The sequence below is a fragment of the Flavobacterium psychraquaticum genome (assembly GCF_034497725.1).
Lineage (GTDB): Bacteria > Bacteroidota > Bacteroidia > Flavobacteriales > Flavobacteriaceae > Flavobacterium > Flavobacterium psychraquaticum.
This window is the reverse complement of record NZ_JAXKVR010000027.1, coordinates 63,567-78,263: the sequence shown is the minus strand read 5'-3', so window position 1 is coordinate 78,263 and position 14,697 is coordinate 63,567. Positions and strand designations below refer to the sequence as shown.

General features: G+C 31.3%; 16 protein-coding genes. 14 read left to right on the top strand and 2 right to left on the bottom strand.

The window, feature by feature from the left end; translation table 11 throughout:
- The first annotated feature begins 55 nt into the window (after positions 1 to 55).
- Positions 56 to 1,036, top strand: a complete 981-nt coding sequence (locus T1L09_RS06400) for a YeiH family protein (RefSeq protein ID WP_322550129.1) — start codon at positions 56 to 58, stop codon at positions 1,034 to 1,036.
- A gap of 54 nt (positions 1,037 to 1,090) precedes the next feature.
- Here the strand turns inward: T1L09_RS06400 and nhaD are convergent, their stop codons facing one another.
- On the bottom strand, positions 1,091 to 2,377 hold the full coding sequence (gene nhaD, locus T1L09_RS06395) for a sodium:proton antiporter NhaD (protein WP_322550128.1): 1,287 nt from the start codon (positions 2,375 to 2,377) through the stop codon (positions 1,091 to 1,093).
- Between the two features lie 133 nt (positions 2,378 to 2,510).
- On the opposite strand from nhaD, the gene panB reads away from it, so the two are divergent.
- The 9 genes from panB (at position 2,511) to T1L09_RS06350 (ending at position 10,463) form a co-directional block, all read left to right on the top strand.
- Positions 2,511 to 3,329, top strand: coding sequence for a 3-methyl-2-oxobutanoate hydroxymethyltransferase (panB, locus tag T1L09_RS06390; RefSeq protein WP_322550127.1), 819 nt, complete (start codon positions 2,511 to 2,513; stop codon positions 3,327 to 3,329).
- A gap of 34 nt (positions 3,330 to 3,363) precedes the next feature.
- Positions 3,364 to 4,062 (top strand): RluA family pseudouridine synthase, encoded by a 699-nt coding sequence (locus tag T1L09_RS06385; RefSeq protein WP_322550126.1) that lies wholly within the window; start codon positions 3,364 to 3,366, stop codon positions 4,060 to 4,062.
- Positions 4,063 to 4,120: 58 nt separating this feature from the next.
- Positions 4,121 to 6,121: a PAS domain-containing hybrid sensor histidine kinase/response regulator gene (locus tag T1L09_RS06380; RefSeq protein WP_322550125.1), complete on the top strand. Its 2,001-nt coding sequence runs from the start codon at positions 4,121 to 4,123 to the stop codon at positions 6,119 to 6,121.
- Positions 6,122 to 6,127: 6 nt separating this feature from the next.
- Entirely contained in the window at positions 6,128 to 7,483 is a 1,356-nt protein-coding gene (locus T1L09_RS06375; protein ID WP_322550124.1) for a hypothetical protein, read from the top strand.
- Positions 7,484 to 7,523: 40 nt separating this feature from the next.
- Complete coding sequence (locus T1L09_RS06370; protein WP_322550123.1) at positions 7,524 to 8,294, top strand: hypothetical protein; 771 nt, start codon at positions 7,524 to 7,526, stop codon at positions 8,292 to 8,294.
- A gap of 30 nt (positions 8,295 to 8,324) precedes the next feature.
- Positions 8,325 to 9,179, top strand: a complete 855-nt coding sequence (gene ypfJ, locus T1L09_RS06365) for a KPN_02809 family neutral zinc metallopeptidase (protein WP_322550122.1) — start codon at positions 8,325 to 8,327, stop codon at positions 9,177 to 9,179.
- A gap of 68 nt (positions 9,180 to 9,247) precedes the next feature.
- Positions 9,248 to 9,670 (top strand): SET domain-containing protein-lysine N-methyltransferase, encoded by a 423-nt coding sequence (locus tag T1L09_RS06360; protein ID WP_322550121.1) that lies wholly within the window; start codon positions 9,248 to 9,250, stop codon positions 9,668 to 9,670.
- 71 nt (positions 9,671 to 9,741) lie between these two features.
- Positions 9,742 to 10,032 (top strand): TIGR03643 family protein, encoded by a 291-nt coding sequence (locus T1L09_RS06355; protein WP_322550120.1) that lies wholly within the window; start codon positions 9,742 to 9,744, stop codon positions 10,030 to 10,032.
- Entirely contained in the window at positions 10,029 to 10,463 is a 435-nt protein-coding gene (locus T1L09_RS06350; RefSeq protein WP_322550119.1) for a DUF2452 domain-containing protein, read from the top strand. The genes T1L09_RS06355 and T1L09_RS06350 overlap by 4 nt, the downstream gene beginning before the upstream one ends.
- Before the next feature lie 105 nt (positions 10,464 to 10,568).
- On the opposite strand, the gene T1L09_RS06345 is transcribed toward T1L09_RS06350, so the two are convergent.
- Positions 10,569 to 12,104, bottom strand: a complete 1,536-nt coding sequence (locus tag T1L09_RS06345; RefSeq protein WP_322550118.1) for a YifB family Mg chelatase-like AAA ATPase — start codon at positions 12,102 to 12,104, stop codon at positions 10,569 to 10,571.
- A 310-nt stretch (positions 12,105 to 12,414) separates the two neighbouring features.
- Between T1L09_RS06345 and T1L09_RS06340 the strand changes: the two genes are divergently transcribed.
- The 4 genes from T1L09_RS06340 (at position 12,415) to T1L09_RS06325 (ending at position 14,686) form a co-directional block, all read left to right on the top strand.
- A complete protein-coding gene (locus T1L09_RS06340) occupies positions 12,415 to 12,852 on the top strand; it encodes a GNAT family N-acetyltransferase (RefSeq protein WP_322550117.1) in 438 nt (145 codons plus the stop codon).
- Positions 12,853 to 12,855: 3 nt separating this feature from the next.
- Complete coding sequence (locus T1L09_RS06335) at positions 12,856 to 13,929, top strand: alanine/ornithine racemase family PLP-dependent enzyme (RefSeq protein WP_322550116.1); 1,074 nt, start codon at positions 12,856 to 12,858, stop codon at positions 13,927 to 13,929.
- A gap of 87 nt (positions 13,930 to 14,016) precedes the next feature.
- Positions 14,017 to 14,496: a hypothetical protein gene (locus T1L09_RS06330; RefSeq protein ID WP_322550115.1), complete on the top strand. Its 480-nt coding sequence runs from the start codon at positions 14,017 to 14,019 to the stop codon at positions 14,494 to 14,496.
- Entirely contained in the window at positions 14,486 to 14,686 is a 201-nt protein-coding gene (locus T1L09_RS06325) for a helix-turn-helix transcriptional regulator (protein WP_322550114.1), read from the top strand. The genes T1L09_RS06330 and T1L09_RS06325 overlap by 11 nt, the downstream gene beginning before the upstream one ends.
- Positions 14,687 to 14,697 lie beyond the last annotated feature (11 nt).

Below are 14,697 nucleotides of genomic sequence, written 5' to 3'. Positions count from 1 at the left end.
TCCTTTTAGTTTTTTTTCGCAAGACCTTTGTACTGTAAAATTAAATGATTTACTTATGAAATCAACCGAAAATACTAACAGTAGTTTTTTAACTAAACCCGTTTTCAATTCAAACATTACTCCACAAAAAATAATTTTTGTTGCCGTTTTAGCCCTTTGCTTTTTCCCATTTATATCGCCACCAATTGCACTTCTTTTAGGTTTGCTAATTGCACAATTTGTAGGACATCCATTTTTATCTTCCAATAATAAAATAGTCCAACTTTTATTGAAATTTTCTGTTGTTGGATTGGGTTTTGGAATGAATGCTAATAGTGCTTTAAAAGCTGGAAAAGAAGGTTTTGTTTTTACGATTTTTTCAATTATACTGACTTTTGTTTTGGGTTATTTCGTATCCAAACTTTTAAAAATCGAGAAGAAAACATCCTTTTTAATTTCGGGAGGAACTGCAATCTGTGGTGGAAGTGCTATTGCAGCCATTGCTCCTGCCATTAAAGCGGAAGAAAAACAAATTTCCGTAGCATTAGGAACAATTTTTATTCTGAATTCGATTGCTTTATTTGTCTTTCCGTTTGTGGGACATTTAGTCAATTTAGATGCTTCCCAATTTGGATTGTGGTGTGCCATTGCTATTCACGATACAAGTTCGGTAGTAGGTGCGGCAGCAAAATTTGGACCTGAAGCACTAGAAGTAGCTACAACCGTAAAATTAGCTAGAGCTTTATGGATTATTCCAATTTCGTTATTGTCTATTGTCTTGTTTAAAAGCAAAGAAAGTAAAGTTAAAATCCCCTATTTCATTGGATTATTTGTCTTGGCGATGTTAGCAAATTCCTACATTCCGATGGTAAATCAATTCAGTTCTTATATAACTACAATTGCTAAAATAGGCTTAACTATTACTTTGTTTTTAATTGGAACTGGTTTGTCGATGAAAGTAATGTCTTCAGTAGGAATTAAACCTTTATTGTTAGGAATTATACTTTGGATTTGTATTTCGGCAACCTCTTTATGGGTTATTTTATCAATGTATTAATTATACTTCGTAATTACTCATAATTTAATAACCCAATTCTTAAACTCTCTTATCTTAATGAAGTAAATAGGACTGAATTAGATAAGTAACAATTCCCGCTACATATCCCGCCAAAGCTAAAGGAGCAATTTTTTTAAGATACCACATAAAAGTTATCTTTTCTTTTTCCATAATGGCAACACCGGCAGCAGAACCAATAATTAACATACTTCCACCCGTTCCTGCACACAAAGCTATAAATTCCCAAAGTGAATTATCCATCGGATAATCTGCTAATGAAAACATTCCTTGAGTAGCGGCTACTAAACTTCCATTATCAATTATTGAAGATAGGAAACCAATGGAAATTACCATTGCATTATTATTTTCTAAGTTGTGTTCTAAAAACTGAGCCATTTGCGATAAAACTTTCGCTTCTTCCAATGCAAAAACCATCAATAAAATTCCCATAAAGTATAAAATCGAACTTACATCTACTTTCGTTAACGCCGATGCAACTGAAAATCGATCTTTTTCTTCTTGCGGTTTTTTTCTGTGGTAATTAATGGAGACTAAAGAAACAAAAGCTAAAGATATTAAAACCCCTATAAAAGGCGGCAATCCTGTTACTGTTTTAATTACTGGGACCATAACCAAGCCGAAAACTCCTGCTAAAAAGACGCTCAAACTACCGCGCATTTTCTCTTCTCGCTTTGCTTCTGCCATTGAAATTTGAGCTCTTAAAACAGCAAATCCTTTCATTTTAAAACTAGCTAAAATTAATGGAACTACTAAAACCATAATAGATGGTAAAAGCAGTACTTTTACAATTCCAAAAGCACTTACCTGTCCTCCTATCCATAATAAGGTTGTTGTTACATCACCAATTGGGCTAAAAGCACCTCCAGCATTAGCAGCAATAATAACTACACCAGCTAAAATCATTCTTATCTCGCCTTTTGGCATTAATTTTTTTAGAAGGGTAATCATAATTATTGCTGTAGCTAAATTGTCTAGTAAAGCTGATAAAATAAAGGTGACAATTCCTACAATCCACAGTAATTTTAAAACAGATTTTGTTCTAATTCTATGCGTAATTACTGTGAATCCTTTGTGTAAATCAATTAGTTCCACAATTGTCATTGCACCTAAAAGGAAAATAAGTAAACCCGCAATTTCACCGAAATAACCGATTAGTTTTTCCGAAACTTCATGTGGCTTCCCTTCATTAAATACAGCTAAGACAACCCAGCATAAAGCACCAGTTAAAATCGCAGTAATGGTTTTGTTAATTCGAATAGGCGCTTCAAAAATCACAGCTAAATAGCCTAATAAAGCAACGAAAAGCAAGATGGTTATCATTTTGAGTCGATTAAAAATCTGAGCTAAAATTAAATTAAATAATTAACATAATTTTAATATTAGTTATTTATTTTTTTGAATTTAATAAAACAAATAAACATTTATTACATTTGTAGTATAAAGAGAATAAATTATGTCTGTAGCAAAAAAAGATTATAAGAGAATTACAACAAAAACGCTTATTGAAATGAAAGGAAATGGAGAGAAGATCTCTATGTTAACCGCCTATGATTTCACTATGGCAAAAATTGTAGATAGCGCTGGTGTTGATGTTATTTTAGTTGGAGATTCTGCAAGTAATGTAATGGCTGGTCATGAAACTACATTGCCAATAACATTAGACCAAATGATTTATCACGCATCTAGTGTTGTAAGAGCTTGCGAAAGAGCCTTAGTTGTAGTTGATTTACCTTTTGGAAGTTATCAATCTGATCCTAAAGAAGCGCTGCGTTCGTCAATTAGAATTATGAAAGAAAGCGGCGGTCATGCTGTGAAATTAGAAGGTGGAAGTGAAATTAAGGACTCCATAAAAAAAATCTTAAACGCCGGAATTCCTGTTATGGGACATTTGGGATTAACGCCTCAATCTATTTATAAATTTGGAACTTATACCGTAAGAGCAAAAGAAGAGGAAGAAGCAGATAAATTACTTGAAGATGCAAAAATGCTTGAGCGAATTGGTTGTTTTGCATTAGTTTTAGAAAAAATTCCTGCTCATTTAGCTGAAAAAGTAGCGAAAAGTATTTCAATACCAGTTATTGGAATTGGCGCTGGTGGTGGTGTTGACGGTCAAGTTTTGGTAATTCACGATATGTTAGGCATGAATAACGAATTTAATCCTCGTTTTTTACGTCGTTATCTTGATTTATATGAACAAATGACAACTGCAATTGGTCAATATGTAACGGATGTCAAATCCAAAGATTTCCCCAATTCAAATGAACAATATTAATAAAATCTGAAATTAATTAAGAATAAAATAAATTTTGACAGAAAAATTAGTTTCTAAGAAAGATAATCTTCAAATTTTACATGAAGATAATCATATTATTGTGATTAACAAACGTGTAGGTGATATTGTGCAAGGTGACAAAACAGGTGACAAACCACTTTCTGAAATCGTAAAAGAGTATATTAAGGATAAATATAGTAAACCAGGTGATGTTTTTTTAGGTGTTGTTCATCGATTAGATCGACCAACATCTGGCATTATAGTTTTTGCAAAAACATCTAAAGCACTTACCCGATTGAATGAATCATTTAAAAACAGAGCAACTCAAAAAACGTATTGGGCGGTTGTTAAAAATTGCCCTCCCAAAGAAAGAGATACTTTACACCATTTTTTAAAACGTAATACAAAAAACAATACGTCAAAAGCACACATAAAAGAAGTACCAGAAAGCAAATCTGCAACACTTACTTATGAAGTTATCAAGAAATTAGATAATTATTACGTTTTAGAAATTGATTTGCATACCGGAAGGCACCATCAAATTAGAGCACAATTACAAGCAATTGGATGTCCAATTAAAGGGGACTTAAAATATGGTTTTGACAGAAGTAATCCCGATGGAGGAATTCATCTCCACGCTCGTAAATTAGTAATAACACACCCTGTCTCAAAAGAAATTTTAACTTTTATAGCAATTCCACCGAAAGAAATAATTTGGAATTCCCTGAATTAAGCAAAATATTAGATTTTTATAAATATTTTCCCTATTTTTAAGCAACAAACGATATTTAATGGACAGCCTTTTAAAATCACATAGCGAAGAAGAAAATAAAATCAAATTACTTGAAGAGGAATTGACATACTATAAAAGTAGAGATATTTTACACGACAATTTTGAATATTTTTTTAATGAAACTTCTGATTTAGTTTGTATTGCCAACCTAGATGGATATTTCTTAAAAATAAATGATGCTTTTACCAAAACACTTGGCTATTCTGAGCAAGATTTAATAACAAAGCAACTAATTAACTTTGTGCACCCAAACGATGTATCTAAAACAATTCAGGAGCTAACTAATTTAAAAAATGGGCTAAATACCCTAAATTTTGGTAACCGCTATTTGAAAAAAGATGGCGGAATCATGTGGTTGCAGTGGATAGCCACAATTAATACTAAAACAAAAATAGTTTTTGCAATTGCTAGAGATGTAACAGAAATTAAAATAACGCAAGAGAAACTAACATTAAGTGAAAAACTCCTTAATGAATCTCAAAAGATGGCTAAAATTGGTAGTTGGCATTTTGACGTACAAACAAATGAATTGCTTTGGTCGGAGGAAATGTACAATATTTTTGAAATTGATAGAAAAACAAAAGATGTTTACAAGAAATTTCTTGAACGATTAACAATTGAAGGTATCACTGCCATAAATACTTTAACAAACGAAGCCATTCAAAATAAAGTACCTTATGAAATTGAACACATCATCACACTACCAAAAAATAAAACAAAATGGATAGTAGGTTTTGGTGAACCCATTCTAAATCAAGAAGGAGAAGTAATAAAACTTAGAGGAAACGCTAGAGATATTACTGCTCAAAAAGAGAGAGACATTGCTGTTAAAGAGAAAGAATTAGCCGAATTAGCAAATAAGTCAAAATCTGATTTTTTAACCAATATGAGTCACGAAATTCGTACGCCATTAAATGGAATAATAGGTTTTTCAGATCTATTATTAAAAACAGAATTAGATATAAATCAACAGATTTATATGAGTAATATCAATGAATCTGCTAATTTATTACTTGATATTATAAATGATATTTTAGATTTTTCAAAAATTGAATCAGGTAAATTTGAGATGAATACCGAAGTTGTAGATATTAGATCTTTAGCCAATCAAATTATCGATTTATTTAAAAGTCATTCGCTGCATAAAAAAATAGACCTAAAATTTATAGTAGATCCGATTGTTCCAAAATTTATTTATGCCGATGCGGTCCGATTAAAACAAGTTTTAATTAATTTACTTGGAAATGCAATAAAATTTACGAATTTTGGCGAAGTACTTCTGCAGATTGAACAAATTAATACGATAAAAGATAAATTTAGCACCCTTCGTTTCTCAGTAATAGATACTGGAATTGGAATAAGAGAAGAAAATTTAGCTAAAATATTTCAATCTTTTGTACAAGAAGATATTTCTACTAATAAAAGATTTGGAGGTACGGGATTGGGATTATCAATTTCAAACAAAATATTAGAAAAAAGTAGAAGCAAAATTGAAGTAAATAGTATCTTAGGAGAAGGAAGTAATTTTACTTTTACAATTACATTTAAAATTTCGGAAGCTCCGAGAATTAAAGATCCTATCACAAATATTCCGATTCAAAAAATATCAAACGATGCTTTTAAATTTAATAACTTTTTAAATGTTTTAATAGTTGAAGACAATAAAATAAACATGCTACTTTGTAAAAAAATGATCCAAATTATTTTACCTAATAGTACTATTTTTGAAGCGGAAAACGGAGAAATCGCTTTAGAAATATTAGAAAAAAACACTTTTAATTTAATTCTTTTGGATATTCAAATGCCCGTAAAAAATGGTTATGAAACAACGCTTGAAATTAGAAAAAGAGATCATTTAAAAAAAATACCAATAATTGCGTTGACAGCCGGAATTATGATTAGTGAAAAAGAAAAATGTTTACAAAGTGGCATGAATGATTACTTATCAAAACCATTTAAAATAACCGAACTACAACACATTATTAATAAATATATTTAACAATAGATGAAGATTATTAAGATTATTTTTGCAATTAGTTTAATAACTACAACATTATATTCCCAAGAACATTTTAGCGGAATTTCTACATCAAAAAGAGGAGGAATATTAAATGCTGCAAACAATCCGGCAGAAATATTAAATATGCGCACCAAATTCGAAGTCAATCTCTTTAATTTATCAATGGCTGTTTCGAATGATAAACTGTCTGTAAACGATTTAATCAATGGAGATAATTTGGAAGATAAAATTTTTGAAGGTGATGGAACTATCAATTTACGTGTAGACGCGCAGATATATGGCCCGTCATTCGCCTTTAAAACAGAAAAATGGGGATTTGGAATAAATTCCTTAGCAAATGTAAAGGCAAACGCGGTTAATATTGATGCAAAATTAGGTGATGCCCTTCAGAATGGAAATTTGAGTAATTTAGTAAGTTTAACTACTATCACCTCTGGAGAAAATCAAAGAATTAACGCAACTACATGGGGCGAATTAAGTTTTAACGTAGCTCGAAATCTAATTGATTTACCACTACATAAAATTAATGTGGGTGCTAATCTAAGATTATTATTTCCAGGCGCATATGCAAACTTTTCGGCTACTAATCTAAATGGAACAATTGTAAATAATTTGGGTGATATTTCATTAATTAATGCTTCCGCTACAATAAATATTGCTTATGCTGGTGTTTTGGCAAATGACTATAACGATCAAAGTAACTACAACGAATTTTTTTCACAAGGAATCAACGGTTTTGCTGCTGATTTAGGTGTTAATTACAGGTGGAAAGACGTTAATGACGAAAATAGTTATAGAATCAATGCTGGTTTGTCTGTAAAAAATATTGGTTCAATGACTTTTAAATCAGATAATAATTTAAACAAAAACTATAACTTAAACGTTGATGGATTAGAAAGTCTAGATCTAAATCAATTTGAAAATGTTTCTAGTATTTCTGATATCGAAGCAATTATTAATGATCCAGCAAACGCTAATTATTTTCAAAGTACGTCAACGACAGGTGATTTTAAAGTAAAATTACCAACTGTTATAAATGCTTATGCCGATGTGAGGTTAACTAAAAAATGGTTTGTAACAGGAAGCGTTTATCAAAAAATTTCAGATGATAGTGAAAGTGATTTTACAACGACACAAAACTCCTATACACTAATCCCAAGATTTACTTCTGGATGGTTTGAGGCTTATGCTCCATTAGCCGCCAATGAAATTTCAGGATTTACAAGTGGAATTGGATTTAGATTAGCTGGATTTTTCATTGGATCAAACAGTGTAATTTCTGCTCTTGCAACCGATGGAAAACAAGCCGATTTATATCTTGGAGTTCGTTTCGGATTCTAATACAAAATAAAAAAAATTTACAACAATTTAGTTATTACATATGAAAGAAATTATAGACCAAAAAGTTAAAAAAGGATATCCATTAGATTTAGGAAAAATTATCGAAGTTAGTTTTGAAACCTATAAAAAAACATTCTTGTTATCGGGAGTTGCCATTATAATTGCAACAATTGTTTTATCTGTTGTATATGTTGGCTACTTCGGCATTTTATATGGATTTGGTGATTTCACAAAAACGATTTCAGAATTACAAACTGATACTTTAAATCCCACAATGCAAATTATAAATGCCGCTTTTGGGATAATTTTTGCCTCTTTATTAGCACCACTTGTTGCCGGATTTATTAATGTAAACCATCTTGCTAAAACAAATCAAGAATTTGGTATAGGATCCTTTTTCGATTATTATAAAAGTGCGTTTTTGAAAGATTTAATATTAAATCAACTTATAATCGCACTTTTTCTAAATTCAATTGCAACATTTTTAATACTTAGTAATCATCAATTTATTGCAATGATTATTCAAATTACAATTCCTCTCTTTACCCTTTTTTGTATTCCATTAATTATATATGGTGAACAAAATTTTATGGAATCATTAGTTAAAAGTATTAAATTATTTATCAAAAACCCTTTTATCATTATCATTTCATTAATTATTGCCTTTTTCGGCATAATGGTAGGAATTATAGCACTTTGTGTTGGAATTTTATTCACCTTTCCTTACTATTTCTCAATGGTATATGCTATTTACGAACAAGCGATAGGCTTTAAAGAAAAGTCAGTCATTGACGAAATAGGATTAGAATAATATAAAAATAAATACAAAAATATACAGCTTATGAAATGGAAAGGAAGACGTCAAAGTGACAACGTGGAGGACAGAAGAGGAATGTCAGGTGGTGGAAAAATTGTTGCAGGTGGTGGAGCTATCGCGGTAGTATTTTTTCTGCTTAAAATGTTTATGCCTGATAGTGCTCCTTTACTTGATACAATTCAAAATCAAGTCCAACAAGGACAATCTGCTCCTACCGAACAACGCGAATTAACAGCAGAAGAAAAAGAAATGGGTGAATTTGTTTCTACAGTTTTTGCTGATACAGAAGATATTTGGACCAAGATTTTTAACGATAATAACCTTGGAACATATCAACAACCTAAAATGGTTTTGTTTTCTGGGTCAGTTGAAACCGCGTGCGGAGGAGCAAGTTCGGCATCAGGACCATTCTATTGTCCTGGTGATCAAAAAGTCTACATGGATTTGACTTTCTTTGAAGAATTACGTACAAAATTTGGCGCTAAAGGTGGTGATTTCGCTATCGCCTATGTAATTGCGCATGAAGTGGGTCATCACGTACAGACCTTAGTAGGAACTTCTGCAAAAATGAGAAAACTACAACAAGGAAAAAGCGAAAAAGAAGCCAATAGACTTTCAGTTTGCTTAGAATTACAAGCTGATTTTTATGGCGGACTTTGGGCACATTATAATAAAAAATATCTAGAAGTTGGTGATATTGAAGAAGCTATCGATGCTGCACAAGCAGTTGGTGACGATGCCATTCAAAGTAAAATGCAAGGACATGTTGTTCCTGACTCCTTTACGCACGGAACATCGGCACAAAGAAAAAAATGGTTCAAAAAAGGTTTTGAAACTGGCGATATCCAACTAGGAGATACTTTCGCTGAAGAATTATAATCTAATTTATAATTAATTAAAAGAGTTACTGTTTGGTAACTCTTTTTTATTAACTAAAATAGAATATCTTGGAAAATTTTTGTTTAAAAATAGAAGCACCGGAAGCAGATTATTTGTATTGTGAAACTTCCACGCTAACAAATGCTGGGAAAGGACTTTTCACCGCTATTGACATTTATAAAAACGAAGTAATTGCAATCTTTCAAGGTGAAATTCTAGATGAAATTGAAGCTGAAATTCGTGCTGCAAATAAATTAAATCAGTATTTTATTAAGATGATTGATGGTACTATTATGGATTCCTTAAATGCAGATTGCTTTGCAAAATATGCAAATGACGCCGAAGCATTTAAAAATTCGATTCATAAAAACAATGCAAAAATAACTTTAGATGACGATGATAATGTTTGTATTATAGCTACAAAAAACATCAAATCAGCAAGTGAAATTTTTTGTAGTTATGGCAAAAAGTATTGGAAAAAGCACCAATAATTTAATTTGTTTTGTTCAATTTAAATATTTGTTGTAATTTTGTTTAACTTTTACAAATAAAACTTAAACAAATGGTTGTTTCTTCTAAGATAGAATTTACAGAAATTGAAATAGATCGAATAATAGAAATGGCTTGGGAAGATCGAACTCCTTTTGACGCTATTAAATTTCAATTTGGTTTGAGGGAAGCAGATGTTAAAGCTTTAATGAAAAAAGAACTCGAATTTAGTAGTTATAAACTTTGGAGAAAACGAGTTGAAAATTGCAAAACCAAACATTTAGCAAAACGAGTTGATGGTATTGACCGTTTTAAATGTAAACTACAAAGAGCTATAACAAATAATAAAATTTCTAAAAGATGATTGATAAAATTCCTGATAATGTGGTTTTTTCTGAAGAAAATGGCTACAATGCCAATGTTTTAGCTTACCCTACAAGCGTTGGAGCACCAGCTATAAAAATGGACAATGTTATTTCTTGGAAAAACATTGGAGTCAGAAATGTGAATAAAGAATTTGAAAGTAAATTTCACGAGCTTAAACTTCAATATGAGGAATTAATGCAAGAATATGAATGGAACGAGATTGTATACAATGCAAAATTTTCATTTGAACCTGTTATTGGAGAAGTTTATCATTTATATTTAGGAAAAGATGGCGCCAATTTCCTTTCTCTGATCGAACCATCGAGTTGGAATAAAGAACACATTGGATCGTTTAAATTAAATAGTAATAAAAAGTGGATACATTTGGATTCAAAAGAGGCTAACTTTTTAAAAAATCAAACCTACTAATGTAAATATTTTTTTTTATAATATGAACTTGTTTCAAAATCCGAATAAGAATGATGTTGATTCTATTCAGATTCTGAAACAAGTTTAGAAATTTATTACAAAATATTATCCCAACCATCCTTCCCTATCCAAACTTCTATATTGAATAGCTTCCGCAATATGATGTGATTGCAAGGCTTCAACATCTTCTAAATCAGCAATAGTTCTAGCAACTTTTAATATTCTATCGTAAGCTCTTGCTGATAAATTTAAACGTTCCATAGCGGTTTTTAATAATTGCAATGAAACATCATCAAGAACACAAAACTCCCGAATTAACTTACTACTCAATTGGGCATTATAATGAATAGAATCATAAGATTCAAAACGTACCGATTGAATTTTTCTAGCTTTCGTTACGCGTTTTCGAATTTCATTACTACATTCCGCTTTTCGCGTTTCCGTTAACTTTTCAAACGGAACTGGCGTAACTTCTATGTGAATATCAATTCTGTCTAATAAAGGACCGGATATTTTACCTAAATAACGTTGCATTTCCATAGGTGAAGAACTTGAACGTGAAGTAGGATCATTGAAATAGCCACTTGGGCTGGGGTTCATACTTGCGACCAACATAAAAGAAGAAGGGTAAGTAATTGTAAATTTTGCTCTAGAAATTGTGACTTCTCTATCTTCTAAAGGTTGACGCATTACTTCTAAAACCTCTCGCTTAAATTCGGGTAGTTCGTCTAAAAATAAAACGCCATTGTGAGCTAAGGAAATTTCGCCCGGTTGCGGATAACTCCCTCCTCCTACTAAACTTACGCTAGAAGCTGTATGATGTGGACTTCGAAAAGGACGTTGAGCCATCAATCCTACATCTTTCGTTTTTCCAGCAACGGAATGAATTTTAGTGGTTTCTAAAGCTTCCCGCATTGTCATTGGAGGTAAAATACTAGGTAGTCTTTTGGCTAACATTGTTTTACCAGATCCAGGCGGACCAATTAAAATAATATTGTGACCGCCAGCTGCAGCAATTTCCATACAACGTTTAATTCCTTCTTGCCCTTTGACATCAGAAAAATCGTGTTCTGGAAAATCTAAAGTTTTATTAAATTCTTCATCGGTATCAATTGTTGTAGGAATTAAATCTTCTTTGCCTTCGAAAAAATTAATTACTTGCAAAACATTTTCAACGCCATAAACATCAAGTCCTTCTACAATTGCGGCTTCTTTTACATTTTGAAAAGGCAAAATTAATCCTTTAAATCCTTCTTCTTTCGCCTTAATTGCAATTGACAATGCTCCTTTTATCGGTTGCATTCCACCGTCAAGCGAAAGTTCGCCCATAATTACATACTTGTGTATTTCTTCCGATTTTATTTGGGACGAAGCTGCTAAAATTCCGATGGCAATCGTTAAATCATACGCAGAACCTTCCTTACGCAAATCGGCCGGAGCCATATTTATCGTAATTTTTTTACCAGGAAAATTGTAGTTATTATTTTTAAGAGCTGCAGCAATTCGATAACTGCTTTCTTTAATTGCAGAATCGGGTAAACCTACCAAGTGGTAGCCAATTCCTTTGTCGATATTTACTTCTACAGTGATCGTGGTTGCTTCAACGCCAAAGACGGCGCTTCCAAATACTTTTACTAACATGGCTTATAATTTTTAAAATGGCTTGTATACTACAAATATTCGCAAAAGATTTTTAATTTTCCTAATAATCTTAATGAAAAGATTCAAACTGAACTTAAAAAGCTAAAAATTAACAAATTAAGCTGTTTAATTTTTTTTTTGTACCTTTGCAGTCATAATAATTCAATAAGTCTTATTCGAGACTTTTAAGGGTAAAACCTTTCTAAAAACTCAATTTATCTTTCAGTTTTGATGCTGAAAGCCTTTTCGGAAAATCCAATTAGGTAAATTGTAAACATTCGTTGAAAGAATACGGATAAAAAAATAAGTAATGACTTTTACACAAATTAATGCCAAAACGGGCATTCCAACAGATTGTTCAACTGAGACAATCGTCGACTTTTTATTTACCCATTTAGAACAATATGGCGACCATAAAGATGCTATTCAAAAATGCATCGATTATGTGATGAATCCAGAAAAAGGTGGTCAAATTATCATTGGTAAAGACGACGAAAAAATTGTTGGTATCACTATTTTAAATCAAACCGGAATGAACGGTTATATTCCAGAAAATATTTTGGTTTATATCGCAGTAGATAATTCGGTTCGAGGAAAAGGTTTTGGAAAAAAATTAATGCAAAAAGCAATAGATTCGGTGGAAGGCGACATTGCACTTCACGTAGAACCTGATAATCCGGCTAAAAAACTCTATGAAAATTTAGGGTTTACCAATAAATATTTAGAAATGCGTTTAACGAAATCATAAACAATGGCATTTTTAAAACTGTATCGCAACAAACTTCAAGAAAATTATAACTATTTAGACCAATTATTTAAAGAAAGAAACATTACTTGGGGCGTTGTTTCTAAATTATTATGTGGGAATGTTATTTATTTGGAAGAATTAATTAAGCTTGGCGTTACTGAGATTCACGATTCGAGAATTAGTAATTTGAAGAAAATTAAGAAGCTGAATCCAAAAATTCAAACAGTTTATATCAAACCTCCTTCCAAGCGAAATATAGAAAAAATCGTAAAATATGCAGATATAAGTTTCAATACCGAAATTTATACGATCCAACTTTTATCGGAAGAAGCCAAACGTCAAAATAAAACCCACGGAATTATCATTATGATCGAAATGGGCGATTTACGTGAAGGCGTTTTAGGGGAAGAATTACTTAGTTTCTACGAACAAGTCTTCAGTTTACCAAATGTTGAAATTAGGGGAATTGGAACGAATTTAAACTGCTTGAGCGGTGTTATGCCAACGCAAGATAAATTGATTCAACTCAGTTTATATAAACAACTAATTGAGGCTAAATTTAATGTGATAATTCCGTGGGTTTCGGGCGGAACATCAGTTGCAGTGCCACTTTTATTGAAAAATGCACGTCCAATGGCGGTGAATCATTTTAGAATTGGAGAAGCTTTATTTTTCGCCAAAAATCTATTTACGGGTGAAACGTTTGAAAATATGCACAATGATGTTTTTAAACTTTATGCAGAAATCATTGAAATTACAGAAAAACCAAATAATCCAATTGGAGAATTAGGGGAAAATGTGGCAGGAAACACTTATGAAATTGATGAAAATGTAGATTTAAGTGCAACTTCACTTCGTGCGATTTTAGATTTTGGATTATTAGACATGCAACCACAATATTTGAGTGCGACTGATGAATCCATTACTATAATTGACTCAAGTTCCGATATGACGGTGATTGATATTAGCAACTCTAAAAACAAATATAATATTGGCGATTTAGTTTCATTCGACTTGCAGTACATGGGCGCTTTATATCTGTTAAATTCTGATTATATTGAGAAAGTAGTGGAATAAAGTATAGCTAATTTTACTATATGTAAATTTTATTTGTCTATATGTAAAATAAACTTTACATTTGAGATGAATTTAAACACATTTCTTATGAAAACACATTTCTTATTTCCAAACAAGTTTAAAATTATAGGTTGGATTTTATTTGTTCCCTGCTTAGTTTTATCGATCCTAATTTTGTTATTTAAAATTGATACCGAACAATATCTAAATTTGCACGTGCCAGCAATTTATTTAGATGAGTTTTTTGGCAATAAGCATTTTTTCCAAATAATTAAAAATAATATAGTAGATGAATTGTTAGTTTTAGGCCTTATAATTGGTGGAACTCTAGTTGGTTTTTCAAAGTTAAAAGTGGAAGATGAAATGATTTCTAAAATAAGATATGAGAGCATGGTTTGGGCAATATATCTAAATTATCTATTAATTATTCTATTCACCATTTTTACTTATGGTGTTAGTTATTTAGCGATACTAATGTATAATACGTTCACGCTATTGCTATTTTTCATCATTCGTTTTCATTATATGATTTACAAACTAAATAAATCGAATCAAGATGACGAATAATTTAAAAGTATTACGAGCTATTAAAAATATTTCGCAAGAAGAATTGGCCAAACAAATAGAAGTAAGTAGACAAACAATCAACGCAATGGAAAAAGGAAAATATGTTCCGTCAACTGTATTAGCATTGAAATTAGCTCGCTTTTTTGAACAACCAGTTGAAGAGATATTTAAATTGGAAGAAACCGATTAAAAAAAAGTCCT